The 24902-nt window shown below is 69.3% G+C and carries 27 protein-coding genes; 14 read left to right on the forward strand and 13 right to left on the reverse strand.

Going from position 1 to position 24902, the window contains the following annotated elements; genetic code table 11:
• Positions 1-208 precede the first annotated feature (208 nt).
• Both ASF08_RS07665 and ASF08_RS24635 read left to right on the forward strand, forming a co-directional pair.
• Positions 209-445, forward strand: a complete 237-nt coding sequence (locus ASF08_RS07665) for a hypothetical protein (protein ID WP_056143598.1) — start codon at positions 209-211, stop codon at positions 443-445.
• 85 nt (positions 446-530) lie between these two features.
• Positions 531-824, forward strand: coding sequence for a hypothetical protein (locus ASF08_RS24635; protein ID WP_156629504.1), 294 nt, complete (start codon positions 531-533; stop codon positions 822-824).
• A gap of 517 nt (positions 825-1341) precedes the next feature.
• Here the strand turns inward: ASF08_RS24635 and ASF08_RS07675 are convergent.
• The 5 genes from ASF08_RS07675 to ASF08_RS07695 form a co-directional block, all read right to left on the reverse strand.
• Positions 1342-1851 (reverse strand): hypothetical protein, encoded by a 510-nt coding sequence (locus tag ASF08_RS07675; protein ID WP_056143405.1) that lies wholly within the window; start codon positions 1849-1851, stop codon positions 1342-1344.
• 99 nt (positions 1852-1950) lie between these two features.
• On the reverse strand, positions 1951-2475 hold the full coding sequence (locus ASF08_RS07680; protein WP_056143408.1) for an Hsp20 family protein: 525 nt from the start codon (positions 2473-2475) through the stop codon (positions 1951-1953).
• Between the two features lie 218 nt (positions 2476-2693).
• A complete protein-coding gene (locus tag ASF08_RS07685; RefSeq protein WP_443136806.1) occupies positions 2694-3821 on the reverse strand; it encodes an acyltransferase family protein in 1128 nt (375 codons plus the stop codon).
• 140 nt (positions 3822-3961) lie between these two features.
• On the reverse strand, positions 3962-4345 hold the full coding sequence (locus ASF08_RS07690; protein ID WP_187273525.1) for a restriction endonuclease: 384 nt from the start codon (positions 4343-4345) through the stop codon (positions 3962-3964).
• Positions 4346-4355: 10 nt separating this feature from the next.
• Positions 4356-5189: an alpha/beta hydrolase gene (locus ASF08_RS07695; protein ID WP_056143411.1), complete on the reverse strand. Its 834-nt coding sequence runs from the start codon at positions 5187-5189 to the stop codon at positions 4356-4358.
• 201 nt (positions 5190-5390) lie between these two features.
• Here ASF08_RS07695 and ASF08_RS07700 point away from each other — a divergent pair, with 201 nt between their 5' ends.
• The 4 genes from ASF08_RS07700 to ASF08_RS07715 all read left to right on the forward strand — a co-directional run bounded on the left by ASF08_RS07700 (position 5391) and on the right by ASF08_RS07715 (position 8559).
• Positions 5391-6170, forward strand: a complete 780-nt coding sequence (locus tag ASF08_RS07700; protein ID WP_056143412.1) for a site-2 protease family protein — start codon at positions 5391-5393, stop codon at positions 6168-6170.
• Positions 6171-6226: 56 nt separating this feature from the next.
• Positions 6227-6481 carry a hypothetical protein gene (locus ASF08_RS07705; protein WP_027171111.1) on the forward strand — a complete coding sequence of 85 codons (255 nt, stop codon included), beginning with the start codon at positions 6227-6229 and terminating at the stop codon, positions 6479-6481.
• Positions 6482-6614: 133 nt separating this feature from the next.
• Positions 6615-7622, forward strand: coding sequence for an SDR family oxidoreductase (locus ASF08_RS07710; protein ID WP_056143416.1), 1008 nt, complete (start codon positions 6615-6617; stop codon positions 7620-7622).
• An 85-nt stretch (positions 7623-7707) separates the two neighbouring features.
• On the forward strand, positions 7708-8559 hold the full coding sequence (locus ASF08_RS07715) for an alpha/beta fold hydrolase (RefSeq protein WP_244474481.1): 852 nt from the start codon (positions 7708-7710) through the stop codon (positions 8557-8559).
• A gap of 27 nt (positions 8560-8586) precedes the next feature.
• Here ASF08_RS07715 and ASF08_RS07720 read toward each other — a convergent pair whose 3' ends face one another.
• Positions 8587-8937: a winged helix-turn-helix domain-containing protein gene (locus tag ASF08_RS07720; protein ID WP_056143419.1), complete on the reverse strand. Its 351-nt coding sequence runs from the start codon at positions 8935-8937 to the stop codon at positions 8587-8589.
• A gap of 207 nt (positions 8938-9144) precedes the next feature.
• Between ASF08_RS07720 and ASF08_RS07725 the strand changes: the two genes are divergently transcribed.
• From ASF08_RS07725 to ASF08_RS07740, 4 genes are all read left to right on the forward strand, one after another.
• Positions 9145-10200, forward strand: a complete 1056-nt coding sequence (locus tag ASF08_RS07725; RefSeq protein ID WP_018041718.1) for an NAD(P)-dependent alcohol dehydrogenase — start codon at positions 9145-9147, stop codon at positions 10198-10200.
• Positions 10201-10237: 37 nt separating this feature from the next.
• Positions 10238-11020: a molybdate ABC transporter substrate-binding protein gene (gene modA / locus ASF08_RS07730; protein WP_056143422.1), complete on the forward strand. Its 783-nt coding sequence runs from the start codon at positions 10238-10240 to the stop codon at positions 11018-11020.
• Positions 11021-11032: 12 nt separating this feature from the next.
• Entirely contained in the window at positions 11033-11242 is a 210-nt protein-coding gene (locus ASF08_RS07735; RefSeq protein WP_018041720.1) for a TOBE domain-containing protein, read from the forward strand.
• An 88-nt stretch (positions 11243-11330) separates the two neighbouring features.
• A complete protein-coding gene (locus tag ASF08_RS07740; RefSeq protein ID WP_082473120.1) occupies positions 11331-11714 on the forward strand; it encodes a hypothetical protein in 384 nt (127 codons plus the stop codon).
• 36 nt (positions 11715-11750) lie between these two features.
• Here ASF08_RS07740 and ASF08_RS07745 read toward each other — a convergent pair whose 3' ends face one another.
• Positions 11751-11966 carry a hypothetical protein gene (locus ASF08_RS07745; RefSeq protein WP_018041722.1) on the reverse strand — a complete coding sequence of 72 codons (216 nt, stop codon included), beginning with the start codon at positions 11964-11966 and terminating at the stop codon, positions 11751-11753.
• A 516-nt stretch (positions 11967-12482) separates the two neighbouring features.
• Here ASF08_RS07745 and ASF08_RS07750 point away from each other — a divergent pair.
• The 3 genes from ASF08_RS07750 to ASF08_RS24640 all read left to right on the forward strand — a co-directional run bounded on the left by ASF08_RS07750 (position 12483) and on the right by ASF08_RS24640 (position 15242).
• A complete protein-coding gene (locus tag ASF08_RS07750; protein ID WP_018041723.1) occupies positions 12483-13823 on the forward strand; it encodes an O-acetylhomoserine aminocarboxypropyltransferase/cysteine synthase family protein in 1341 nt (446 codons plus the stop codon).
• Between the two features lie 2 nt (positions 13824-13825).
• Positions 13826-14887, forward strand: coding sequence for an isopenicillin N synthase family dioxygenase (locus ASF08_RS07755; RefSeq protein WP_056143428.1), 1062 nt, complete (start codon positions 13826-13828; stop codon positions 14885-14887).
• A gap of 178 nt (positions 14888-15065) precedes the next feature.
• The gene (locus ASF08_RS24640; RefSeq protein WP_156629505.1) at positions 15066-15242 is read left to right on the forward strand and encodes a hypothetical protein; all 177 of its coding nucleotides are present in this window, start codon (positions 15066-15068) and stop codon (positions 15240-15242) included.
• 392 nt (positions 15243-15634) lie between these two features.
• Here the strand turns inward: ASF08_RS24640 and ASF08_RS07760 are convergent, their stop codons facing one another.
• From ASF08_RS07760 to ASF08_RS07780, 5 genes are all read right to left on the reverse strand, one after another.
• Positions 15635-16795: a VWA domain-containing protein gene (locus ASF08_RS07760; protein WP_056143432.1), complete on the reverse strand. Its 1161-nt coding sequence runs from the start codon at positions 16793-16795 to the stop codon at positions 15635-15637.
• The gene (locus tag ASF08_RS07765; RefSeq protein ID WP_056143435.1) at positions 16792-19110 is read right to left on the reverse strand and encodes a DUF5682 family protein; all 2319 of its coding nucleotides are present in this window, start codon (positions 19108-19110) and stop codon (positions 16792-16794) included. The genes ASF08_RS07760 and ASF08_RS07765 overlap by 4 nt, the downstream gene beginning before the upstream one ends.
• Positions 19111-19422: 312 nt before the next feature.
• Positions 19423-20523, reverse strand: coding sequence for an ATP-binding protein (locus tag ASF08_RS07770; protein ID WP_056143438.1), 1101 nt, complete (start codon positions 20521-20523; stop codon positions 19423-19425).
• 3 nt (positions 20524-20526) lie between these two features.
• Positions 20527-22074 carry a DUF5691 domain-containing protein gene (locus ASF08_RS07775; protein WP_056143441.1) on the reverse strand — a complete coding sequence of 516 codons (1548 nt, stop codon included), beginning with the start codon at positions 22072-22074 and terminating at the stop codon, positions 20527-20529.
• Complete coding sequence (locus ASF08_RS07780) at positions 22074-23429, reverse strand: SWIM zinc finger family protein (RefSeq protein WP_056143445.1); 1356 nt, start codon at positions 23427-23429, stop codon at positions 22074-22076. Before ASF08_RS07780 ends, ASF08_RS07775 begins: the two co-directional genes overlap by 1 nt.
• A gap of 538 nt (positions 23430-23967) precedes the next feature.
• Here ASF08_RS07780 and ASF08_RS07785 point away from each other — a divergent pair.
• Positions 23968-24162, forward strand: a complete 195-nt coding sequence (locus ASF08_RS07785; RefSeq protein ID WP_018041732.1) for a hypothetical protein — start codon at positions 23968-23970, stop codon at positions 24160-24162.
• A gap of 537 nt (positions 24163-24699) precedes the next feature.
• Here the strand turns inward: ASF08_RS07785 and ASF08_RS07790 are convergent.
• Entirely contained in the window at positions 24700-24888 is a 189-nt protein-coding gene (locus ASF08_RS07790) for a hypothetical protein (protein ID WP_018041734.1), read from the reverse strand.
• Positions 24889-24902: the final 14 nt, after the last annotated feature.

The raw sequence follows: 24902 nt of genomic DNA on the forward strand, positions 1-24902 counted from the left end.
CCTCTCGTCACACTTCCTGAGCGTTCCTCATTGATACCCGAGGAGCGTCCCGCTGTCAATCATAAATTCCTATTATAGGATTTTTAGGCGAATGTCCGATGGGGAGGTGGGGGGAGGAGCGGCGGTGGGACGCCTGACACTTGGTCGAGCCTGCTCCCGACCCAACTCAGACATTGACCCCGCACCAATCTCAGCACCCGTGATGGTGATGACCCACGAACTCTACCGCGTGATCCGCCTGCTCGAACGGAAGCGGGTCCACTATCGTCTCGACCGCCATCGCGACGACAGCATTATGGTCACGGCGACCCTGGTCGGCGAGCGGATCGAAATCGACGTGTTCGAGGACGGACACATCGAATACTCCTGCTTCTTAGGGAACGAGGATGTGGAGGGCGAAATCCCCCTACTCGAAGCGCTGCTGTGCGAGAACGGCAAGGGGTAATGAACAGCCACTTCCGACCTATCTCGGACGTTGGCTGAAACCGAACCCCGTACTACGATCCAGTAATAATCATGGCTTGGTATGAATGAAAGATTTTGCACCGCTTGCAGTTATTGTCTTATGCTTCATAGCCGGCATCTTCCTACTAGTGGTGCTTTTAAAACGCATTCGTGGGAAGCTCCAGGGTAAATATCCTTTTGGCTTTGGTGTGCTTAGTCCTTCAATCGCTGTATCTTTAGAGGAAGCCCAATTCTTCAATATCAATGAGCACGATAAGCCGCTTATAGAGAAATTTAGAAGGACATTATTTGCTGGTGTGGCGATCCTAATAGTTCTCTCCTTCGTGGCCCTCAACGTGCTACACCAAATATTTCCGTAACTAGATAATGACTGCTTCCCACCCATTGCAGATTTTAAGAGCCGCTGGTTCAATAGCTTGGGAAGCACGAGGGATTAGTAGCACTTGCAAAACAGGCCATGTTTATGAGCATCGCTCAACAGTTCGCACGCGACGACGGCCGATCACGTCTAACCATCCATCAGCGGCAGGACGGCCTTTTTTTCTACACTGAAGATAGCTTCTACGACGGCTGGGACAATGCGCCCGCAATGTGGCGGGAAGGATACCCACCTTCCGGCCTCTTCGCGACTGTGGAGGATGCCAGAGCTGAGGCCACAGCCGTCATACCCTGGCTGCGAGCAACCCACACCTGATGGCTGCTCCCCACCCTGAGTCGACCTTCCTCGCTAGTGCCTAAGGTCGAAAATCATTCGTTTCGGTTGGCGAGGGAAGGGTGATGAGAGTCTTCACGAGCACGGGCTCGATCGCGCGCCGCAACCGCTGCCCCTCGGCGGCGGTTCTGTCTGCCGATGCGGCGCGCGTCGAGCGACCCCCCTCAAGCCGGGATCGCGTCCGCGCTGGGCGGCGTCCGGGGGCGGGGCATGATCGTCGCCGGGCAGGGCGGCGGCTCGTCGTCGTCGTTGCGGCGACGCGGGCGGAGATAGCGGTGCAGGTTCGCGAGGCGCGGCCGGCGGCGCGGCGCAGGCCGAGGGGCCCCGGCGGCCGTCTCCGGGGCGGCGGGGCCGTCGAGTTCGGCGAGCGCCGCGAGCAGGGCCTCGACGGTGACCGGCTCGGCCCTGGCCCCGGTGAGGCAGCGCAGGCCCGGTGCGTTCTCGAGGGCGCAGGCGTCCGAGACCCAGGAGGCCAGGATCGTCCGCTTCTCCTCGCGGGAGAGGAGCGGGTGCGCCAGCACCTCGCGCGGATGACGGAACACGTCCCCGGGGGCGACCACGGCCTGCCACGCCTCGAACGAGGCGGACTGGGTCGCGGCTGGGTTCATGGGGCCGTTCATGAGGCCGGACGTTCCGAGGCCGGAACGGGACAAGTGCGTCTCCCTCATCGACATGATCGATCCTCCCTGATGGCTGTGAGGCAGGACTAAAACGATGCGGCCCTCGCGGACCCGAAGGCCCCCGAGGTTCGACTGTCATGGCTCAAGGCGGGTTCAGGCCGCCTCGGCGTGGTCCTCGACCTGCGCGTGCGCGTTGTCCTGAACCTGCGCGTTGTCCTGGCCGATGGGGCTCGTCGCGCCGGCGATGGCGATGCGGCGGGGCTTGAGGGCCTCCGGCACCTCGCGCTTGAGGTCCACGGTCAGCAGTCCGTTGTCGAGGCTGGCGCCCGTGACCCTCACGTGGTCGGCCAGGTTGAAGGTCTGCCGGAAGGGCCGCGTCGCGATTCCGCGATGCAGATAGGCGCGCTCCCCGTCCTGGTCGGTGGTCCGGTCGCCTCTCCGGCCGGTCCTCTGGCCCGTGACCTGGAGGACGGTGTCGTGCTGCGTCAGGTCGATCTCATCCGGGGTGAAGCCGGCGACCGCCATGGTGATGCGATAGGCGTCGTCGGCCACCTTCTCGATGTCGTAGGGCGGCCAGGTCGTCGACGGCTCGACGCGGGCTGCCTGGTCGAGCAGCGAGATCATGCGGTCGAAACCGACGGTCGAGCGATAGAGCGGTGCGAAATCCAAGGTCCTCATGACCACATCCTCCTGAAGAGCAACGTGATGACAAAGGCCGCCGGACACCGTGTCCGGCGCCAAGGTGCGAGCCGTTCATGGCCTCGCACGCGTGAAACGCAGAGGTCGGCGTGCGGTTCCGGGGCGATGTGGATTTTTTCGCGGTGTGAGGGCCGGGCTTCGGACCCGCCTTCCATCGCGAATCGCCCGGAAACGCTATCTCTGAATACTTCGCCGTCTCAGCGCGCCGCCGCCGTCGTCGCGGATCGTGGCGGCGTCTCGGCGACGATGTGGAATGCCGCCGGGCGGCGGAACAGGAAGACGAAGGGCGTGTGGCGCACCACCCGTTCGATGGCGAGGGGGACGAGCACGGCGACGAGGGTCACGACGAGGCTGGCCAGCCCGATATCGGTGACGGCGCCGGTCTTCACGATCAGCATCCGGGTCGCCGCCATGGGCAGGAAGAAGGCGAGGTAGATGACGATCGAGCGCTCGCCGCAGGCTCTGAGCGCCGCCGTCAAAGGCCCCCCGGCGAGGGTGAGCAATGCGCCGACGGCCACGATGGCGAGCGCCCCGGCCCCGCCGAGGGCGAGGCTGACGAGGGGCAGGCTCGCCAGGGTCGGAAAGGTCGCGTGGCCGGTGGCGGTGAAGGCGAAGAGGCCGTTCACCACGGCCCAGGCCGCCAGGCCGACGAGGGCGGCGCGGGGGTGGCGACGGACGAGGTCGGCGAACCGGAAGATCCGGGCCGCGAACAGGTAGCCGGCGACGAACCAGACGTAGCGGCCGCAGAATTCGGTGACGAGATCCGAATATCCGTCGAGGGGAAGGCTCTGGAGCAGGGCGGCCCCGCCGAGGAGCAGCGCCGGATGCAGGCCCCGCAGCAGCTTCGTCAGCACCGAGAACACGGCGAGCAGGTAGATGAACCAGAGGGTGGAATAGGGCTCCACCAGAGCGTGGGCGAGATGGGCGAGAAAAGCCCCCGGCCCGGCGCCATCGACGATCTGGCCGTATTTCACCGCCGATTGGATGAGGACCCAGAGCAGATAGAAATAGGCGAAATGCACCACCCGCCGGTCGGCGAAGAGGCGCCAGTCCCGGTCGATCACGCGGCCGACGAACAGACCCGACAGGAGGAAGAAATCGGGGATGCGGAACGGCTTGGCGAAGGCGACCACATTGTGGAGGAAGCCCTCGCCACCCATCTCGTTGCCGGTGCCGAGGGTCGAGTGCATCATCACCACGAGGACGATGCACAGGCCCTTGGCGACATCGACCCAGGCGAGTCTCAGGGCCTCCTCGGCGCCGGGGCCTGGGATCTGGGTCGCTGGGGCCAAAGCTGCACTCCGTCGCAATCCGGGGACGAGCATGGCCGATCCGGGGTCAAGGCCGGCTGCCTGTGATGCAGCTTTCCTTGATCGATGCCGGATGCACGGTCAACGCGACGGTTCGGATGCCGGGCAGTCCGCGGCGGACCCTCGAAGCGGGCGAGGCGCCGGGGGGCGGGGCGTCAGGAGACCTTGCGGCGCGAGAGCTTGCGAGCCCGCGTCATCCGCGTCGCGGCGTGGAAATCGTCCGGCTTGGTGCGCACCCAGGCGAGGAAGCCGCTGATTTCGGGGTCGGCCCGCAGAACCTCGATATCGGCCAGACGCCGGGCGATCTCGGCCTCGCTGTAGCGGGCGTGGATCGCCGAATGGCAGATCTGATGCAGGCGGACGGTGCCGGCCTTGGCGCCGCCCTTCAGCTTGGGCGTGAGGTGGTGCAGGCTCGATTTGGCGCGCGGCGGGATCGGCCGTTCGCAGAGCGGGCAGATCGCGGGGCCGGACGAGCGGTTGCCGGTCTCCTCGTCCTCCCGCCATTGCCGGGCGCGTCGTCCCAAATTCCCGTCTCCCATCCTGCCGGTATCAAAGCGGCATTGTCGGAACGGGCTCGGCACTCAGGACGGGACGGAACGTCGCTTCCGCCTCCGCATCGCGTTGGCCGAGGAGCGAGACGTGATCGCCCGGTACCGCGACGAACCGCGCCCTGGTGCCGGCGAGGGCCGCGAGGTCGCGCCCATGGGCCGCCGGAATGACGGGATCGTCGGTGCCGTGGACGATGAGGATGCGCCCCGCCGCCGCACCGATGCGGCGATCCGAGCGCCAGGTATCGCGCAGGAGCAGCCGGGGCAGCAGAGGGAAGTGTTCGCCGACGAGGCGGGTGAGGGAGACGAACGGGGCTTCGAGATAGAGGCCGAGATGCGGCTCGCGTGCGGCCAGGGCCACGGCCACCGCCGCCCCCATGGAATGGCCGTGGAGCAGGATCGGCGCGTCCGGGGCGCGGTCGCGCACGAAGCGGTAGGCGGCCAGCCCGTCCTCGATGAGGCCCGCCTCGCTCGGTGATCCGGTGGAGCCCGGATAGCCGCGATAGGCGATGGCGAGGGTGCCCCAGCCGGCGGCGCGCCAGACCCCGTTCGAGAACCGCGCGGCATGCGGCTCGGGAAACGAGCCGTTGCCGTGGAAGGTCAGCACCACGCCGCGTCCCGGTTCCGGCGCCCGCCACAGGCCGTAGAGGCGGTGGCCGTCGGACGTGGTCAGCGTGACCGCCTCCGTCCCGGCCGGCACCCCGCGCTCGCCCTCGCCGAAACCGGCCCCGAAAGCGCCGGGATAGATGAGATGACGCTGGAACAGGAACAGGGCGCCGAGGGCCGAGGCGGTAAGCCCGAGGGCGAGGAACAGGAGGACGCGGAGCAGGGTCATGCGGGGCGGGCTTGGCTCACGGAAGAGTGGACGAGAAGCGCCGTCGGGGACGGTGCGCTGTTGAGACCACCACTTTATCGTGTCATGCGCACGAAGCATCCCGCGTTGCGACAGTGCCGCGCGGGGGTGCGCACGGAGGGAAGGCCGGGATCGTCACCCGCCGCCGCCCGTCCGTCGGTCCGAGGCTCCATCGGGGGTGAGATGTCGTCAGAGCTTCCGCCAAGCCAGGTTCGCGCCGCGACCCTTCCGGTCGGCCCGAGCGCGAACTTCCTGCTGATCGCCCTGATCTTCCTCGGGACCGGCCTCGCCATCGGCACCGGCGTCGTGGAGGGGTCCGGCGCGGCCTTCGTCTTCGTGATGGCGGGCTGGCTGCTCAGCCTGTGCCTGCACGAGTTCGGCCATGCCTTCGTCGCCTGGAAAGGGGGCGATGCGGACATCCCGCGCAGCGGCTACCTCACCCTGGACCCGCGGCTCTACGCCGACGCGCTCTCCTCCATCGTCCTGCCGCTGCTGTTCACGATCCTCGGCGGGATCGGGTTTCCCGGCGGACGCGTGTTCGTGAACACCCATCTCCTTCGCAGCAAGGTCTGGATCTCCGCCGTGTCGGCGGCCGGCCCGGCGATGAACGGCCTCGTCCTCCTCGCGCTGGCCCTGCTCTATTCCCTCACGGGCGAGGAGTCCGACACGCTGCGGGCGGTGCTGGCCGTCTCCGCCCTGTTCCAGGGCACCGCCATCATCCTCAACCTGATGCCGCTTCCGGGCCTCGACGGTTACGGCATCCTTCAGCCCTGGCTCCCCGAGCCCGTGCGCCGCGTCGCCGACCAGGCGGCCCTGCACGTCAACCTGATCCTGGCGGGGCTCTTCCTGTTCTCCAGCGCTTTCGGCCCGGCTGTGTTCCGGGTGAGCCTCCTCCTCATTGGCCTTCTCGGCATCGAGATCGTGGATGCGCGCGTCGGCTACGGCCTGATCCGTCTCTGGTAAGGCGTCCGCGCCCGGCCTATGAGGCAGGGAGGGCGGTGCGGCCCACGGAGACGGCAATGGCCCTGAAGACGACGTTCGTGGTCCAGACCTTCGTGATCAAGCGCAAGCGCCTCGTGCCCGGTGACCGCGAAGTGGCGCCAACGGAGAGCGGTGCGCTGAAGAAGGCGGAGGCCATGTCCGGCCGCATGCCCGGCACCGCCGCCCTGAAGGTGGTGGCCGACGACGAGACCGGCGAACTCGAAAGCGCGACGATCCTCGGCCAGTTCGGCGAGGTGCCCGACGATTTCGCCGAAAGCCTCACCGGCGGCTGACAGGCTCACGGGCGGGTGAGGGGCGGGCGCGCGTGAAAACCGCGCAGGCCGGCGGCGCCGGCAACGCACTCCCGGCTCAGGCGTAGGTTTGGAGGTTCTTTCCAACCCCTGCAGCGACCGGGAGCCCCCGCCGATGAGACATAAACCCCTGCGCGAGCAGGTGATCGTGATCACGGGGGCATCGAGCGGCATCGGCCTCGCCACCGCCCGCATGGCCTCCGCGCGGGGCGCACGTGTCGTCCTCGCCGCACGGAGCGGGGATGTCCTCGCCGGACTCTGCGAGGAACTCGGAGGCCCCGGCCGGGCCGTCTCCGTCGTGGCCGATGTGGGGTCCCGCGAGGATGTCCAGGCCATCGCCAACGCTGCCATCGCCACCTTCGGCGGTTTCGACACCTGGGTGAACGTCGCCGGCCTCACCGTCTACGGGCCGCTCTCGGCAATCGCCCAGGAGGACCACGAGCGGCTCATCCGGACGAACCTCTGGGGCACGGTGAACGGCTCCCTGATCGCGGTCGAGCATCTGCGCCGGCGCGGGGGAGCGCTCGTCAATGTCGGCAGCATCGCCTCCGACCTCGCCTTCCCATTCCAGGGCCTCTACGCGACCTCGAAACACGCGGTGAAGGGCTTCACCGACACGCTGCGCATGGAGCTGATCGCGGAGGATGCGCCGGTCACCGTGACGCTGATCAAGCCCGCTTCCATCGACACCCCGCTCCCCGACCGCGCCCGCAACTACATGGACCGGCGCCCGACCCTGCCGCCGCCGATCTACCCGCCGGAGGAGGTCGCCAACGCGATCCTTCATGCGGCAGAGCATGGCCAGCGCGACATCATCGTGGGTGGCGGCGGCAAGCTGTTCGTCATGGGCAAGGACTTCGCGCCCGGCGCCTACGACCGGTTGGCCTCCGCCATCATCGCGCTCCAGCAGCGATCCGAGCCGGCGGAGCATTCCGAGGGAGCCTTGCACGCTCCGCGCGGTGCCGGCGCGGTCAGGGGCTCGCCGCCGTTTCCCGTCATGCGATCGAGCGCCTATACCCGGGCGACCCTGCATCCGCTCGTGGCCATGGGCACCGTGGCGGGCCTCGCCGCCACCGCCGCCGTGATCCTCGGCCGCAAGTCTTTGCCCGGAAGACGATACTGAGGTGGCGTTGAGGATCGATGCCGAACCAAGCCGCGATGCAGCTCTCCCCGAAGCGTTGCCCCCGCCTGTGACGCGATGGGGGGCTGTGCCGCCGCGCCGCTTCCTCGACATCCCGGCCGGGCCGAGGATCGCCTACGTGGAAGCGGGGTCGGGGCCGGACCTGATCCTCGTCCACGGCGCAGTGATGACCCTGGACGACATGTGGCTCGGCCCGATGGAGGCGCTGTCGCGGCATTTCCGCGTGGTCGCCATCGACCGCCCCGGCCATGGCGAGAGCGAGCATATCCCCTTCAGCGATGCGTCGGTCTGGCGGCAGGCCGAGATCGTCCGTGAGGTCGCACGGGGCCTGGGGCTCCGGCGTCCGGTCCTCGTCGGCCATTCCTTCGGCGGGGCCGTCTGCCTCGCCTTCGGCATGGCCTATCCCGACGAGGCGGGCGGCGTGGTCGCCATCTCACCCATCTGCTTTCCCGAGCCTCGCCTCGAGCAGGTCCTGTTCGGGCCGCGCGCCAGCCCGATGGGCGGGGACGCGCTGTCCAGGATGCTCGCCGGAAGCGACGCTCTCCTGATGCCGTTGCTGTGGCGGGCCATGTTCCTGCCGCAGCCGATGCCGGCGCGTTTCGCCGCCGAATTCCCCTTCGGCCTCGCGGGCCAGTCCCGGCGCCTCGTCGCCGATGGCGAGAACGCCAACATGCTGTGGAGCGACCTCTCCCGCAGCGCGCTCGGCTACGCCACCTGCCGCGTGCCCGTGGCCATCCTGTGCGGCAGCGCCGACATCGTCACCAACCCGCTGATGCACGGGCGCCAAGCCGCGCGCCTGATCCCGGACGCGACCTTCCGATGGCTGCATGGCCTCGGCCACATGCTGCACCATTTCGAGGTCGACGCGGTGGTGGAGGCGGCGCTGGACATCCAGCGCAGACGTGAAGACGAGGCGTGAACGGTGCCGCTGGGGAGCGTTGCTCGTTTATCGGATCTCCGCCGCGACCGTCTCCCGGTCGAGGGCGTCGAGGTACGGCGCGGCCGCTTTCTCCGCCGCCGCCTCGATGGCGCGGTAATCGCGGACCAGAACCGTCCCGAAGGCCGTGAGCCGCGCGCCGCCGCCGCTCCTGCCGCCGATCTGCGCTTCGACCACCGGTCGGCCGAAGCCGGTGTTCACCGCTTCGATCAGCGTCCAGGCGCGCCGGTATGACATGCCGAGGGCCCGGCCCGCCGCGGAGATCGAACCGTGCTCGGCGACCATTTCGAGGAGGCGGATCTTGCCGGGTCCGAGGCGGTTCCCGGGGCCGAGATCGATCCGGATGCTCAACGTCGCCATCTCACCGCCCCTCGCCGCGCCACACCCTGGAATCGTTCCGGTGAGGATCGACGATAGGCCGGGCCGTCGGGCGATCAATCCTTGAGCGACCGGTATGTTCAGATGTATATAGCGGCATGCCGGGACTTTCGTCGATGACGAGGTCGGGCGAGGATGGGGCGGGGTGGCACCGGGCCGCCTCGGCCAGCAGATCGCGGAGATACGAGCATGTTCACCTGCACCGGCTACGCATCCACCAGCGCGGAAGCGCCGCTCTCGCCCTTCACCTTCCAGCGTCGCGACCCGGGCCCCTCCGATATCGAGATCGAGATTCTGTATTGCGGCGTCTGCCATTCGGACCTGCACACCGCCCGCAACGAATGGGGCGGCACGCTCTACCCCTGCGTTCCCGGCCACGAGATCGTCGGCCGGGTGACGCGGGTCGGCGCGGAGGTCTCGGCCTTCAAGGCGGGCGACCTCGCCGGCGTCGGCTGCATGGTCGCCTCCTGTCGCGAATGCGACAGCTGCAAAGAAGGGCTGGAGCAGTATTGCGTGCCCGGCTTCACCGGCACCTATAACGGCCCCGAGCCGCAGACCGGCGGACACACGTTCGGCGGCTATTCGAGCCATATCGTGGTCGACGGCCACTTCGTGCTGCGCATCCCCGAAAACCTGGATCTCGCCGCCGTCGCCCCCCTTCTCTGCGCGGGCATCACCACCTATTCGCCCCTGCGCCACTGGGGCGTGAAGGCCGGGCAGAAGGTCGGCGTGGTGGGGCTCGGCGGCCTCGGCCATATGGGCGTCAAGCTCGCCCACGCCATGGGCGCGCATGTGGTCCTGTTCACCACCTCGCCCGGCAAGGAGGCCGATGCCCGGCGGCTCGGCGCCTCCGAGGTGGTGATCTCGAAGGATCCCGACGCCATGGCGGCACAGGGCGAGACCTTCGACTTCATCCTCGACACCGTGGCGGCCGACCACGACATCAACGCCTATCTCGGCCTGCTCAAGCGCGAGGGCACCCTCGTGCAGGTGGGCGCTCCGGAGAAGCCGCTCTCGGTCAACGTGTTCAGCGTGATCTGGCGGCGGCGCAACTTCGCCGGCTCGCTCATCGGCGGCATCGCCGAGACGCAGGAGATGCTCGATTTCTGCGCCGCGCACGGAATCACCTCCGACATCGAGATCATCCCCATCGACCAGATCGAGACGGCCTATGGCCGCATGCTCAAGAGCGACGTGAAATACCGCTTCGTCATCGACATGGCGTCCCTGCCCAAAGCCGCCTGACGATCCGTCCCTGCCTGTCTTCGGGAAGCTCCCCTTCATGCGCCACGCCTTCCGTGCCCTCGTGCTCGCCGGTCTCGTCGTTCTGGCGCCTGCCGCCGGGGCGGCCGAGACGGCCACGGTCTTCGCCGCCGCGAGCCTGAAGAACGCCCTCGACAATGCCGGCAAGGCCTTCACCGCCAGGAGCGGCGTCGAGGTGAAGGCGAGCTATGCCGCCTCCTCGGCCCTGGCGCGGCAGATCGAATCCGGTGCCCCGGCCGATCTGTTCGCCTCGGCCGATCTCGAATGGATGGATTATCTCGGCAAGAAGACCCTGATCCGCGCCGAGAGCCGGGTGAACCTGCTCGGCAACCGCATCGTCGTCATCGCGCCGAAGGGTGCCGCGGCCGCCGACGTGCCGTTCACGGCGGAGGGCTTCGCCGCCGCGCTCGGACCCGACGGTCGTCTCGCCACCGGAGAGGTCAATTCGGTGCCCATCGGCAAATACGCGAAAGCCGCCTTCGAGACGCTCGGCCTGTGGGGAGGCCTGCAGCCGCGCCTCGCCCAGGCCGACAACGTGCGGGCCGCTCTGCTTCTGGTCTCGCGCGGGGAGGCGCCGCTGGGCGTGGTCTACGAGAGCGATGCCAAGTCCGATCCGGGGGTGAAGGTGGTGGGCGTGTTTCCGGCGGACAGCCATCCCCCGGTGGTGTACCCGTTCGCCGTCACGGCCGAGGCCAGGGGAGAGGGGGCCGCCAAGTTCCTCGACTTCCTGAAGAGCGCCGAGGCGAGGCCCTTCTTCGAGGCCCAAGGCTTCACCATCCTCGGCCCCAATTCCGCACGGTAAAAGGGAAACACCATGAAGATCAGCGCGCGCAACACCCTCAAGGGCAAGATCGTCGCCGTCGAGAAGGGCGCCACCACCGCCCATGTGAAGATCGAGATCGCCGACGGCACCGTCGTCACCGCCTCGATCACCAACGAGTCGGTGGATGCGCTCGGCCTCACCGTGGGCGGCGAGGCCTATGCCGTCGTCAAATCCTCCGACGTGATGATCGCCGTCGACTGAACGAGCCAACCCGCCTCATCCTGGCCGGCACCTTCGTTCCGAAGGAAGAGGCGGTCCCCCGCAGGGGCGGGGGAGGGGAGGTGACGCCGTGGCCTTGAACTTCACCCGGATGGGACCTGCCACCTGGGTCGCGCGGATCGACCATATCACCCTCTACCTCGGCGACGAGGACGGCGCGGTGGACCGCGCCCAGGCCGATCTGGCGGCCAAGGTCGCCGCCTCGCTCCCGGCCGTGCGGGACGCGGCCTCGGCCTATCTCGACCTGTTCGTGGACAGGACGAAAGCCTGCGGCCGCGCGGACGAGCCCTGGTGGCTGGACGAGATCGAGTTCCGCGACCCCGCCGGGGAGGAGGGTACCGCCTACGCGCTCCATTTCACCCTGGCCGGCGACGATGGCGGGCTGTGGACGGTCGAGATGCGGGCCTTCGAGGACGAGCACCGGCCGTTCCGGTTCGAGCGACGGCAGGGGTAGGGGCGGGCCTGTCAACCCCGACAGCCCGCGCTTCGGCTAATCCTCGGCGGTCTTGGCCGCGTTCCGCCGGGCGATGAGCCATGTCCCGCCTTCGCCGAGGGCGATGGCGAGGAAGCCGCCGACCCAGAGCGGGACGAGATGCGGACCGAGGGTGTCGCGGAAGGCGAACAGGCCGACGAGGCCGATGGTCGTGGCCGTCGATCCCGCCAGGGTCAGGATCTTCAGCGCCAGCATGGCGATCAGGACGTTCATCGGGCCTCCGTTCGACGAGGATACGACGGGCGGCATCCATGGGCAGATGGACGACACGGCCCGCCCGACATTCCGAGGGGTGGGACTTCCCAAAGTGCAGGACCATGGCCCGTCCGCTCTGTCCAGGCCGGAGCGGCGCGCCGGCGTTAGAGAAGCACGAGGCTGAAACCGCGGAAGAGAGTCCCGGCCGGTGGCAGGCGGGCCAATGTGAGGGAAGGAACGGTCTCTTCCCCTCTCGCCCCTGCCGCCGAAGACTTTGTGTCGATCGATCTCGAAAATCGAAATTCCATTTCGTTGACATGGGTGGCGCGTGTCTCATGATACGGATGTCATCTTGATCAGTCGCCAGGCGGCCTAGTCGAGGGCCGGAACAGACTTCATCGTCGATGGAACTGTAGTTCCGATCATTCCGCTCGATGCCGGGATCACGCCGCTTCTGCGAAGCGGTGACCGATATCCCTTGGCCGATATCCCTTGGCCGATGCCCCGCCCCGTTCCCTTTCCCGGAGCCACCCCATGTCGAACCAGAACACGCCGAACTCGCCCCGGCCCGCCTCGCTTCACCCCGAGACGCTCGCCCTGCATGCGGGCTGGCGCGCCGATCCGACCACGGGCTCGGTGGCGGTGCCGATCCACCAGACCACCTCGTTCCAGTTCCGCGACACGGCCCATGCCGAGAACCTGTTCGCCCTGAAGGAACTCGGCCACCTCTATACCCGCGTGACCAATCCCACCGTTGACGTGCTGGAGCAGCGCCTCGCCGCCCTCGAAGGCGGGGCGGCGGCGCTGGCCCTGGCCTCGGGCCAGGCGGCCTCCGCCCTGTCGGTGCAGAACCTCGCGCGGGTCGGCGACAACATCGTCGCCTCCACCGACCTCTATGGCGGCACCTGGAACCTCTTCGCCAACACGCTGGCCGAGCAGGGAATCGAGGTCCGTTTCGTCGATCCGGCCGACCCGGAGAATTTCCGCCGCGCCACCGACGATCGCACCCGCGCCTATTACGGCGAGACGCTGGCCAACCCGAAACTCGCGGTCTTCCCCATCGCGGAGGTGGCCGAGATCGGCCGGGGCTTCGGCATCCCGCTCATCGTCGACAACACTGCCGCGCCGCTCCTGGCGCGCCCGTTCGACCATGGCGCGGCCATCGTGGTCTATTCCACCACCAAGTATCTCGGCGGCCACGGCATCGCCATCGGCGGGGCGATCATCGATGGCGGGCGGTTCGACTGGGCGGCCAACCCCCAGCGCCAGCCCGCCCTCAACACCCCCGATCCGAGCTATCACGGCGCGGTCTGGACCGAGGCGGCCAAGCCCCTCGGGCCCATCGCCTACATCCTGCGCGCCCGGGTCCGGCTGCTGCGCGACCTCGGCCCGTCGGTCTCGCCGTTCAACGCCTTCCTGACCCTGCAGGGGCTGGAGACCCTGGCCCTGCGCATCGAACGCCACAGCCGCAACGCGCAGGCCGTGGTCGATTACCTCGCGGCCCGGCCGGAGATCGAGCGGGTCATCCACCCCTCGCATGCCACCGGCAAGGCGCGCGAGCGGGCGGAACGCTACCTCAAGGGCGGCTATGGCGGCCTCGTCGGGTTCGAGCTCGCCGCCGGGCGCGAGGCCGGCCGTCGCTTCATCGAGGCCCTGTCGCTGTTCTATCACGTGGCCAATATCGGCGATGCCCGCAGCCTCGCCATCCATCCGGCCACCACCACCCACGCGCAGCTCACGCCCGAGGACCAGCGCGCCACCGGCGTGTCCGACGGCTATGTCCGCCTCTCCATCGGCCTCGAGCACATCGACGACATCCTGGCCGATCTCGACCAGGCCCTGGCCTCGGTCGGGTCCTTCGCGAAGGCCGCCTGACCGTGGCGGCCTCCCCGCTGGCTTCGTGGGCGGCACCGGAATCCTCTGCTCCCGCCGCCTCGATCCCCCGTCTCGACCTGCGCCGGCTGGATGCCGGGCCGGCCGAGCGGGAGGCCTTCCTGGCCGAACTGCGTGATGCCGCCCGCGATGTCGGCTTCTTCCACCTCGTCGGCCACGGCATTCCGGCGGCGGAGATCACGCAGGTCCAGGCCCTGGCCCGGCGCTTCTTCGCCCTGCCTCTCCCGGAGAAGCAGGCGGTGGCGATGGTGCGCTCACCGCATTTTCGCGGCTACACGGCGGCCGGCCGCGAGATCACGCGGGGCGCGCCGGATTGGCGCGAGCAATTCGATGTCGGCGCCGAGCGCGAAGTCCTTCCGCAGACCGCTGCCTCGCCCCCCTGGAGCCGGCTGCAGGGGCCCAACCAATGGCCGGTCGGACTGCCCGACCTCCGCGTCGGCCTGCTGCGCTGGCAGGCGGCGGTGACGCAGCTCGGCATCCGCCTGCTGCGCGCCTTCGCCCTCGCCTTGGGCCAGCCCGAGGACGTGTTCGCCCCGATCTATGAGGGCGCGCCGAACCAGCACATCAAGATCATCCGCTATCCCGGCCGCGAGGCCACGCAGGGAGAGCAGGGCGTCGGCGCCCACAAGGACAGCGGCTTCCTCACCCTCCTGGTCCAGGACGGGCAGAGCGGCCTCGAAGTCGATGGGCCTGACGGTTGGATCGCGGCCGAGCCGGTGGAGGGGAGCTTCGTCGTCAATATCGGCGAACTGCTCGAACTCGCCTCCAACGGCTACCTGCGGGCCACGATCCACCGGGTCGTCACCCCGCCGGCGGGGCGCGACCGCCTCTCCGTCGCGTTCTTCCTCGGCGCCCGCCACGACGCCACGGTGCCCCTCCTCGCCCTGCCGCCCGACCTCGCTTCGGAGGCGCGCGGGCCGGCGAGCGACCCCGACAACCCGCTCTTCCACGAGGTCGGCCGCAACTACCTCAAGGGCCGCCTGCGCTCCCATCCCGACGTGGCGGCGCGGTTCTACGGCGATCTCGCCGAAACGGCCCCCGCATGATCGGCGCTGCGTGGAAAGCCGTCTCCGATCTGCTTCGCGCGCCGCCGTCGCTTGGCGGGGTTTGCTTTGCCAGGCTTCGGCCCGGTGAGATCCTGCACGGGATCCCGGACGCTGCCCATCTCGGCGGGGTCGCCGCCATGTTCAGCCACGTCGTCTTCCGCACCGAGGTTTCCGAACCATGCTCGCCCCCTCCGCCGCCGAGCCCGACGCTTATCGAGAGGTCCGCACGGCCGACGACCGCTCTGCGGAGAGCTTCGACATAGGCACCCTCGCCCTTCTCCCGTCCCGCCGCTTCGCCATCCATGCAGGCCTGAGTGAGGCCGGCCGGCCCACGCCGCCGCTCCATCTCGGGTAGGGGGACTCCATGAGACGCGCCTTGTGGCCGATCCGCTCCCGCTCCCGCCGGATGCTGAAACGCAGGCTGCGGAGGGCGAGGGCGTTTCACCCGGCCCTGCTTCGCGAAAGAAATCGGCTCGCAGCCGATCCGTCTGCCGACGAAACAACTTCGGATTAGATGCGTGCCGCTCAGAGTCTTTTTTGATCGGATGTCTCAGCGGATGCCCATGCCAAAGTCGATCGTCTGCCAAAGTCGATCATCCAAGCAGACCTCCTCATCCTGAGGCGCCCGCGTCAGCGGGCCTCGAAGGAGGCCTCCAGTTGTCGCGCGATCCCTGGAGCCCTCCTTCGAGGCCGCTACGCGGCACCTCAGGATGAGGTAACGCCCTGGACAACAACTCAAACAAGCTCTCAGCCGGGCGCGCCCGCCGCCGGGATCGCCGCGATGCCGGCCGAGGCGGCCCAGGCGGTGAGGTCGGATTTCCGGATCGCCGCCGCCATCAGGTCGGGGAACAGGTCCGGCGTGCAGGCGAAGGCGGGCACACCCAAGGCGGCGAGCCGGCCCGCCAGCGCTCGGTCGTAGGACGGCGCGCCCTCGTCGGACAGGGCCAGCAGCGCCACCACCTGCACGCCCGACGCCACCATCCGCTGCGCGCGCGCCAGGAGCCCGGCCTCGACGCCGCCCTCGTAGAGGTCGGAGATCAGGACCAGGATCGTGTCCTCGGGCCGGGTGATGCGGGATTCGCAATAGCCCATTGCCCGGTTGATGTCGGTGCCGCCGCCGAGCTGGACCGAGAAGAGCACCTCCACCGGGTCTTCCAACTCGTCGGAGAGGTCGACCACCTCGGTGTCGAACACGACGAGACGGGTGGTCACCGCCGGCAGCGAGGCCATCACCGCGCCGAAGATGCTCGAATAGACGACCGAACTCGCCATCGAGCCGGATTGGTCGATGCACAGGATCACGTCCTTGAGGCTGGCGCGCTGGCGCCGGCCGTGGCCGAACCGGGTCTCGGGGATGATGGTGCGGTACTCGGCCTGGTAATGGCGCAGGTTGGCCCGGATGGTCCGGTTCCAGTCGATCTCCGTGTGGCGCGGGCGCCGGTTCACGCTGGCGCGATCGATGGCCCCGGTCACCGCCTGGCGCAGGGGCTCTTCGAGCTTGCGCATCAGGGCCTCCACGACCTTGCGCACCACGAGGCGGGCGGTGTCCTTGGTCTTGCCGCCCAGCAGCCCGCGCATGGAGATCAGGGTCGAGACGAGGGCGACGTCGGGGACCACCGCCTCCAGCATTTCGGGCTCGGTGAGCATGCGCTTGAGGTCGAGGCGCTCGAAGGCGTCGCGCTGCATCACCTGCACCACGGAGGCCGGGAAATAATCGCGGATGTCGCCGAGCCAGCGCGGCACGGAGGGGGACGAGGCGCCGAGCCCACCCTTCCGGTCGGAATCGTAGAGGGCGCCGAGCGCCCGGTCGATGCCGACATCGCGGCCCGACAGGCCGCAGCCGGTGCCGTCCGCCGCGCCCCCGCCGAGGACGAGGCGCCAGCGGCGCAGGCGCTCGGTGTCGCTCATGGCATGCCCTCCGTCGTCTCGCTCTCCACAGGCGCCAGGAGGAGGCGCAGGATCGGCAGCACCCTGGCGGCGCGTTCGGCATCGAGGGTGCGGCCCGATCCCTCTTCGTCGGAAACACCCGTCCCATGGCGGTTCAAAGCCTCGCCGATGGCGCGTCGCTCGCCCTGCGAGATCGTCGCGAAGGTGCGTCGCAGCAGGGGGAGCAATTCGGCAAAGAGCGTCCCGTCGAGGCCGGCGAGCCATTCGTCGATGACCGCGAGCAGGGTGCCGCCATGGATCAAGGCCGTGCCGCTCTCCTCCAAAAACCCCTCGATCCAGGCGGCCGCCGCCATCGTGCCGGAGGCGCGGGACAGAGCGAGGCGAAGCCGGTCGCCGGCCTGTTCCGCATCGAGGGCCCGATCATCGAACAGCAGTCGCACGGCGCGTCCGACGACGCGGCCATGCACATGGCTCTGGTCGGCAAGGCCGCGAAGGGCCTCCTGCCAGACGGCCTTCAGGTCGGGCTCCTCCAGGAGGGAGATCGCTGCGTGGACGCCGACGATCCGCGCCTTGGCCGCACTCGCTGCGTCGTCGTCGAGGCTCTGGCAGGCCGCCGTCAGTCCTGCGGCCGCCCGCGGCACGAGCCCGCGCACCACGCCGAGCACCGGCTCCGTATCGGAGGAGCGCACCGAGCCGTAGCGCGCCAGTTCGGCGAGCGGCGGCAACGCCTCCATCAGGTCGAACACGTCCGCCGAGACGGCGGCGCGGTCGTTGAGGGCGCGGATCACATCCTCCCCGGCTCCGGCGAGATCGGCGTCGAGGAGCGTGCCGATGAGGCCCGACAGTTCCGCGACGCGGGTCGCTTCGTGCGCCCGCCTGCGCACCCGGCTGGCGGCGGCCTCCGCCACCGTGCCGCCATCGGCCGAGGCGGCGACCAGATCCACCACCCATTCGGGCTGCCAGGACAGGAACCACGCCTCCTTGAAGGTGCCGCGCCCGCGCGCCTGCTGACGCCGGCCCCAGGGGATGCCGATGAGGTGGAGCCGGTTGAGGAAATGGCTGCGGGCGAGGTCGTTCTCCTTGCGCAGGTCGAGGACGAGGTCGCCCGCGACCGCCTCCGGCTTGAGGCGCAGGCTCTTGCAGGTCGCGGCGAAATCCGCCTCCACCGGCGTGCCGGGACTGTCCGGCGGGGTCGCGCCCAGGCGCTCGCCGATGACGAGCTTGCGTCGGATCAGCGCCATCGGGGCCGGATCGGCGAAGCACAGGGTCGCCTGCGCGGCCTCGTGCAGGTCGTCGAGGGAGGGGCGTGCCCGGCCCCGGAACCCGGCCAGCGCCTCGGCGAGGCGGGCAGCCTCGATCACGGAGGCCGGCGAGGCGTCGAGGTCTTCCGCGCGGAGCAGGGCCGCCGCGCGCGCGAGCCACCGGGCGGCGACGCGGCCCTCATGGTTCCATAGCGTGTCGTACCATTCGGGCGAGAGCACCCCGGCCCGGTAGCCGCTGGCGGTGGCGAGGCGCTCGTAGGACCAGGGCGCCCAGGCCGCGGCGACCTTGGTCCGGGGCAGCCCTTTCAAAGTCGCCGCATCGAGGCCGACCTGTCCCTTGGCATCGTGGCGCGCCAGCGCGGGGGCGTGCCAGGCGCCGCAGATCACGGCGATGCGGGCGAAACCCTCGCGCGCCGCCTTGCGGAGGCAGGTGCGCATATGCGCCTCGCGCGCCTCCTCGCGAAACACGTCCCCGTCGGCGTCCTGGCCGGGAGCGGTCTCCGCGCCCTCGCGCAGGGCCGTCATGGCCTCCTGGATCGCCGCGAACACGTCGCCGTCCTCGCCCGCGCGGCTCTCGACGAAGGCGTCCCACCAGCGCTCGCCATCGGGAAAACCCGCGACCTCGGCCAGTTCGCCGAGGGGATCGCGCCGCAGGGCGAGGGAGGGAGCTTCGCTTGCATCTTCGGACGCAGGCGCATCGAGCCCGGCCGGCGCCGTCTCGCCTTCGGGCGCCTCTCCCCTCGTTTCGAACCCGTCGGCGAGCTGGATCGCGTGCGGCAGGTCGATGAAGCGCAGGGTCGCCCCATGGTCGAGTCCATGCCGCATGGCCACCCATTCGGGCGAGAAGGCCGCGAAGGGGAAGAAGGCGCAGGTCTGCGGCCGGTCCGCCCGGTAGACGAGCAGGGCCACCGGCGGCGCCATCGCCGGGTCGGCGACGAGGGGGATCAGGGCGTCGGCATCCGGCGGCCCCTCGATGAGCAGGCAATCGGGCCGGAAGTCATCGAGGGCCGCGCGCAGCGAGCGGGCCGATCCCGGCCCGTGGTGGCGGATGCCGAAGATCCGAACCTCAGGCATCGCGGCCGGGGGTGGTGGGGCGAAGGCTCATGGCACGAACGGTCTCGTGGGTGGAATGATGAGGCAGCGAGGGACGGGCGCCGCCGAGTGAAGACGGGCCACGCCTCTCCCCGCTTGCGGGGAGAGGATCACAGGCACCTCGTCGTGCCTGTGATGAGCGGAGCGAGGGTGAGGGGGCGGCTCAGGATGAGGCACTTTCGGAATCGCCCCCTCACCCTCGGCTGCCGCCTCGCCGCGCCGACGACGGGGTCGTCGCGGCCCTCTCCCCGCGCGCGGGGACAGGGATGCTCACCCCGCGTCTCGACGCGCGGGTCACGCGCTCTCGCGGGCGGCGCGGTAGAAGTCCTTCCACTCCGACCGTTCCTTCACGACGGTTTCGAGATATTCGCGCCAGACGATGGCGTCCTGCACCGGATCCTTGATCACCGCGCCACTGATCCCGGAGACGAGGTCGTGGGCTGAGAGGTGGCCGTTGCCGAAATGGGCGGCCAGCGCCAGCCCGCTGCCGACGACGCTGATCGCCTCCGCCGTGGAGAGCGTGCCGGACGGCTGCTTGACCTTGCTCTTGCCGTCCGCGGTCACACCCTCCCGCAACTCGCGGAAGATGGTGACGACGCGGCGGATCTGGTCGGCGCCGGGCGGTTCGGCCGGGATCTCGAAGGCGCGCCCGAGGGCGGCCACGCGGGATTCGACGATGGCGATCTCGGCCTCGATCGTGGCCGGCGAGGGCAGCACCACGGTGTTGAAGCGGCGCTTCAACGCGCTCGACAATTCGTTGACGCCGCGATCCCGGTTGTTGGCGGTGGCGATGAGGTTGAAGCCCCGGGCGGCGGCGATCTCCTCGTTGAGTTCCGGGATCGGCAGGGTCTTCTCGGAAAGGATCGTGATGAAGCTGTCCTGCGTCTCGGAGGGGATGCGGGTCAGTTCCTCGACGCGGGCGATTCTGCCCTCCTCCATGGCGCGCACGATCGGGCTCGCCACCACGGCCTCGCGGCTCGGCCCCTTGGCCAGCAGCAGGGCGTAGTTCCAGCCGTAGCGGATCGATTCCTCGCTGGTGCCGGCGGTGCCCTGCACGATGAGGCGCGAGGTGCCGCAGATCGCCGCCGCCAGATGCTCGCTGACCCAGCTCTTGGCGGTGCCCGGCGTGCCGAGGAGGAGGAGCGCCCGGTCGGTGGCCAGCGTCGCCACCGCCACTTCCATCAGGCGCCGGTCGCCGATGTATTTCGGCGTGACCTCGAATCCGGATTCGAGCCGTCCGCCCATGAGGTAGGTGACGACGGCCTGTGGCGAGAGCAGCCAGTTCGGCGGGCGCGGCCTGTCATCGGCGCCGCGCAGCGCCTCCAGCTCCTCGGCGAAGGCATCCTCGGCGGCCCGGCGCAGCTGCGTCGTCTTGGTTCCGTTGGTCTGGCTCATGCCTCAGGCGAACTCCCGTCGGATGGTGGCGCGCAGCGCGAGGGTTTCGGCGAAACCCTCGATCTGCCGGCGCAGGTTGTCCTCGGCCTCGTCCGGCAGCCGGGCGAGGATGGCGGCGGCGGAGGCCGCATGGTCCTCGTCGGGCCAGGCCCGTTCGGCGAGGCGGGTGAGCAGGTAAGCGGAGGCGAGGTCCTTACGGTCGGATTGCGAGGTCCGCGTCACCGAGGCGAGCCAATCGAGGAGGGCCGCCGTGAAGGCCTCGGACAGGGAGGAGGGGGGCTGCCTCAGAAGGGTCAGGATCGTATCGATCTCCCCCTTGGCGAGCATCTGCGTCACCGTCGCCTCCCATTCCGCAGCGGGAAGCGACCGCACGGCGCTGGCCCAGGTCTCACGGAGGGCATCGCCCGGCTCGATGCCGGCGAGGCGCCCGGCGGCCGCCTCGCCCAGCACCGACACCATCGTCCGTACCCAGTCGAGGTCGCGCTCGCGGCGCGCGGCGGTGAGAAGGCCATCGACGATCTGGATCGGCCATTCGCTGCGCAGGGCCAGTTCGATCCAGAGCCTCGGCGGATGTTCGGCGAAGGCGTGGAGGGGAGCGGCGGCGATGACGCTCTCGAGCAGACCGGCCCTCGCGCCGCCGCGCCTCCGCTCGTAGGCGTTCGGCTCGATCCCGTCCCGGGCGAGCGTCGGCGATTCCTCCGGCAGCGTGACCACCAGAGTGTGTTTCGTCCCGCCGAGGAGCTTCTCGCTGCTCTCGACCACGAGGGCGGTTCGCGCCCGCGCCGCCATGCGGGAGGCGAGGAGCGACTGGGTGAGGCGCGGCAACAGACTCCTCGCCGCCGCGCGCACGCCGCCCGCGCGATCGTCCAGGCAGGTTTCGAGAAAGGGCGAATCCGCCTCCGATAGGCCGATCTCCAGGATGTGGACGAGGCGCTCACGCATGTCCGCCTTCTCGGCGCGGAACCCAGCCTCCAGTTCGGCGCGGGCTCCCGCCGGATCGCGCCGGCGGAAGTCGGCGAAGGCGGCGTGGCGCTCGGCGGGGCTCTCCTCCGGGCCGTCCGGGGCCGGAGTCGCCGCCTCGGCGCCTCGGGCGGAACAGGCCGCTTCCAGCCAGGCGAGCTCCTCGCCCGCGACCGCGTCGATGATCTCTTCCCACTCGCGCCGGTAGGGCGCGAGGGCCGGAAGCAGCCAGGGCGGCGCGCGCATCCCTGCTGCCGCGGCGAGCTCACACCACTCCTTCAGGCGGCCCCGCGCCTCTGTGCCCCCGGCGAGGAGCAGCCCGAGCCGCGCCGCCGCCGCAGGCGGGCAGGGCCGGCCCTTCGCCTCGTAGGGGGGCGCCGGCGTGAAGGCGCCGGGCGGAAAGCCGCTGCCGGCGAGATGGTGGATGCCCGCGACCGCGACCCGCGCCAGCAGGGCCATGCCCGGCTCCGCGCGCGGAAGCACGCCGGCGACCGTCTCGAGGTCGGCGGGGGCGGGAGAGCTGTCGGCCCCCAGCAGGACGGAGACGAGGGCCGACTCCCAATCGTCGGGGGCGGATGCGTCGAGGCTCATCAGGCCGCCCTCACCAGGATCGGCCGGGAATCCTGGGCGGGAACGGCGTAGAGGTGGCCGTCGGCCACCATGGCCAGGGGCGTGAGCGCGAACCCGTCATAGAGCCCGAAAAGATCGACAGGGCCGCCCGCCGCCACCGCCATCAGAGGGGGGAAATGTGCGGAATCGGCGAGGGTGAAACAGCCGGTGGCGTCACCCGCGCCCATGGCGCCATCCGCGAGATGTCCGAGGCGCAGGCCGGACAGCCTGACCGGCCAGCGGTCGATCCATGGCGCCCGCGCCAGGGCCTCGGCGAAACCGTCGAGGGCCTCGGCGACGCTCGTCGCGCCGGGCAGGGCGCCGGACTGCGCCGGTCCGGCACGCCCCTCGCGAAACACGGCCCTGAGCGGCGGATCGCCGGGATGGAAGGCGAGCGCGCCCGAGAAATCCTGCCCCGCCGCCGGGACCGGCGGCAGCGGCGAGCCGGAGGTGCCGTAATCGACCACCTGGGCCATGGCGCCACTCGTGCGTCCGGCGAGCCAGACGGTGCGGGCGGTGAGCTTGTCCTCGTCCTCCACCGCATGGGCGAGGACGGCCCACTCGTCGACGAGACCCGGACGTGCCGCCATCTCCTCGGCGGTCACGGGATAGCCGATGGCCGCGCGGACGCCCGCTGCCTGTTCGGGCGCGAGCCGGTCCAGACGCCGGGCGGCCCGGGCCAGCAGGGACAGGCGGCCGAGGGCGAGGGCAAGGGTCGCCTCCGGACGTGCGGCAGAGCCGGGCGCGGCCGCGACGAGGCCCGGCATGGCCCGGACCCTGCGGGCGAGGCCCGGGGCCTGTCCATCGACGAGGCGTCCCGCCATGCGGTCCCAGAAGGCATAGGGCTCGCGCCGCACCGTCGCGAGGCCGCGCCGCATCAGGTCGCCGAGCCAGAGGTCGAGTTCGCCGAGGGACGCCGAGACCTTGTCCTCGCGGGCCTGGCGGCGCTTGGCCTGCCCCTTCTCGTCGACGGGGGCGGAGGCTTGCTGGGACCGCGTTTCGGCCGAGACGGCGCGGCTCTCGCGGCCCCGGATCCAGGCGGCGACCCAATCCGGCGGTTCGGCCTCGGAGATCGGCGCGGCGGCATCCACCAGCATCAGGCCGATTGCGTGCTTGCAGGGAAATTTTCGGCTCGGGCAGGTGCATTTCGAGGCCGGACCGGAGAGATCGGCCACCGTGCGATAGGGGTTCGCTCCGCTTCCCTTGATCTCGCCCCAGACGACGTCGCCCGCCCGCCCGAGCCCGCTCCACTTGGCCGCCTTCGCCTGATCCTGCCCGGCCTTGCGGCTCGACGCATCGGGAGCGAGGTCGAGGATTTGCGCGGAGGTGAGGCTCATACGGCGATGGGATGGCGATTCCGAAGCGGGATGATTCGCCGAAGCCTAACCCGCCGAGGCGGCAATGCAAGCATAAATCGCCAGCTCAAATATCTATTAAGAAAATGCTGAGAAATTATATCGAATAACAAGCCTGCACAAATTTCAGACAAGGCTAAAACGTCAGAAATCATAGATTCTCATGGACCATGAGCGTGGTCGAAGTTTCGCTCATCCGCGATCGCCGGGCGCGCTGACATCGTTCGACCTCGACAGTTGCTCTCGTTATTCCGGTGGCACGCTCGCTCGATGGTCATCGGCACAGCAGGGATGGCAGTTCGGCGCCTCCCACGAAACTCCCGCTGCGGCTTTCTCATCGACAAGAGCGCGGACTTCTGCCCGGAGATGCCCTCGCCCAAGGCTGCCTGTGTCGCGAAGGGACTCATGTCCAGGGCACCCGGTCTCTCCGCCGGAGGGAGACCATTCCCCATGAGCCGCGACATATGAACCTATCGTCGGCCTTCGCGTTTACAGTCTTCGTGTCAGAGAGGGAGTTGGGATGCGCATCGAGGAATACCGCGAGCCCAGTTGGCCCAGGCCCCGTGCCACGGATCTGAACAGCGCATTGACCGAGACGACCCGGCGGCGTCTCGGCGAGGAATTGCAGGCCCTCTATGAGCCGGTCATCGACGAGCCGCTGGACCCACGCCTTGCCGAACTCATGAAGCAGCTTGAGGCGGATCGGGACCGGTAGGGGCGGGTCTGATCGAAGGATCGCGGGCGATCCACTCGGCGTGGCGAGGGGCGGATCGTAAAGACGAGCTGCTCGATCGTTCACCCCGAGCGGCCTTCGATCTCGGCGGGTCACTCCGCTGACTGATCCTGCCGATCGACCGTCGATCGTATAGGGCCGGCTGAGGACATCACGAGGATGGGGACGCGACGATCCCCGGCGTGGGTTCAATGAATGTCCAGACAGCCCATGTGCGACGGCAATGCCGGTCCGTCGCCCTGGAAATCAGGCGACTACAGTGATCGTCGAGTCATTGTAGAATGACTCTCGCCTTGTCTTACCGGTGGTCCGCCTCGCATTCATTCCGCGCCGTCGGTCGCATCGCCCCACTCCTGCGACACGATCTGCATAGCAGCCCGGCACGCGCGATGGGCGACGGGCGGAGCGAAGGGGAAGACGCCCTGCTCCAAGCGAGCCATCGGCACGCTATCAAGGCCATGCAGATGCGGGCCAAGAGGGCGGCACGTCTCGCTCAATATGGGCTGTCATAGCCCAAGGTTACGCGGCGCATTCCTCAGGCACCGCTACGGGCTCTGCCAGTCCTCGGGCATAAAGCTTGGCGACGGCTGCCCAGAAGCTGACCCCGTCTTCGCCTGGAGACATCTGTAAGCGGAGGTCGATGGCCTCCCTCGCCGCCTGCGCCATGGCGGTCAACTCGTCTTCGGCGGCTTCGAGCAACGACGGCATCGCGGCATCCTCAT

Source organism: Methylobacterium sp. Leaf85, from assembly GCF_001422125.1.
GTDB classification, from domain to species: domain Bacteria; phylum Pseudomonadota; class Alphaproteobacteria; order Rhizobiales; family Beijerinckiaceae; genus Methylobacterium; species Methylobacterium bullatum.

Coding starts and splice junctions, on each gene's coding strand:
- ASF08_RS07665 (WP_056143598.1), top strand. CDS start 209: ATGACCCACGAACTCTACCGCGTGATCCGCCTGCTCGAACGGAAGCGG.
- ASF08_RS24635 (WP_156629504.1), top strand. CDS start 531: ATGAAAGATTTTGCACCGCTTGCAGTTATTGTCTTATGCTTCATAGCC.
- ASF08_RS07675 (WP_056143405.1), bottom strand. CDS start 1,851: ATGTCGATGAGGGAGACGCACTTGTCCCGTTCCGGCCTCGGAACGTCC.
- ASF08_RS07680 (WP_056143408.1), bottom strand. CDS start 2,475: ATGAGGACCTTGGATTTCGCACCGCTCTATCGCTCGACCGTCGGTTTC.
- ASF08_RS07685 (WP_443136806.1), bottom strand. CDS start 3,821: ATGCTCGTCCCCGGATTGCGACGGAGTGCAGCTTTGGCCCCAGCGACC.
- ASF08_RS07690 (WP_187273525.1), bottom strand. CDS start 4,345: ATGGGAGACGGGAATTTGGGACGACGCGCCCGGCAATGGCGGGAGGAC.
- ASF08_RS07695 (WP_056143411.1), bottom strand. CDS start 5,189: ATGACCCTGCTCCGCGTCCTCCTGTTCCTCGCCCTCGGGCTTACCGCC.
- ASF08_RS07700 (WP_056143412.1), top strand. CDS start 5,391: ATGTCGTCAGAGCTTCCGCCAAGCCAGGTTCGCGCCGCGACCCTTCCG.
- ASF08_RS07705 (WP_027171111.1), top strand. CDS start 6,227: ATGGCCCTGAAGACGACGTTCGTGGTCCAGACCTTCGTGATCAAGCGC.
- ASF08_RS07710 (WP_056143416.1), top strand. CDS start 6,615: ATGAGACATAAACCCCTGCGCGAGCAGGTGATCGTGATCACGGGGGCA.
- ASF08_RS07720 (WP_056143419.1), bottom strand. CDS start 8,937: ATGGCGACGTTGAGCATCCGGATCGATCTCGGCCCCGGGAACCGCCTC.
- ASF08_RS07725 (WP_018041718.1), top strand. CDS start 9,145: ATGTTCACCTGCACCGGCTACGCATCCACCAGCGCGGAAGCGCCGCTC.
- modA (WP_056143422.1), top strand. CDS start 10,238: ATGCGCCACGCCTTCCGTGCCCTCGTGCTCGCCGGTCTCGTCGTTCTG.
- ASF08_RS07735 (WP_018041720.1), top strand. CDS start 11,033: ATGAAGATCAGCGCGCGCAACACCCTCAAGGGCAAGATCGTCGCCGTC.
- ASF08_RS07745 (WP_018041722.1), bottom strand. CDS start 11,966: ATGAACGTCCTGATCGCCATGCTGGCGCTGAAGATCCTGACCCTGGCG.
- ASF08_RS07750 (WP_018041723.1), top strand. CDS start 12,483: ATGTCGAACCAGAACACGCCGAACTCGCCCCGGCCCGCCTCGCTTCAC.
- ASF08_RS24640 (WP_156629505.1), top strand. CDS start 15,066: ATGCTCGCCCCCTCCGCCGCCGAGCCCGACGCTTATCGAGAGGTCCGC.
- ASF08_RS07760 (WP_056143432.1), bottom strand. CDS start 16,795: ATGAGCGACACCGAGCGCCTGCGCCGCTGGCGCCTCGTCCTCGGCGGG.
- ASF08_RS07765 (WP_056143435.1), bottom strand. CDS start 19,110: ATGCCTGAGGTTCGGATCTTCGGCATCCGCCACCACGGGCCGGGATCG.
- ASF08_RS07770 (WP_056143438.1), bottom strand. CDS start 20,523: ATGAGCCAGACCAACGGAACCAAGACGACGCAGCTGCGCCGGGCCGCC.
- ASF08_RS07775 (WP_056143441.1), bottom strand. CDS start 22,074: ATGAGCCTCGACGCATCCGCCCCCGACGATTGGGAGTCGGCCCTCGTC.
- ASF08_RS07780 (WP_056143445.1), bottom strand. CDS start 23,429: ATGAGCCTCACCTCCGCGCAAATCCTCGACCTCGCTCCCGATGCGTCG.
- ASF08_RS07785 (WP_018041732.1), top strand. CDS start 23,968: ATGCGCATCGAGGAATACCGCGAGCCCAGTTGGCCCAGGCCCCGTGCC.
- ASF08_RS07790 (WP_018041734.1), bottom strand. CDS start 24,888: ATGCCGTCGTTGCTCGAAGCCGCCGAAGACGAGTTGACCGCCATGGCG.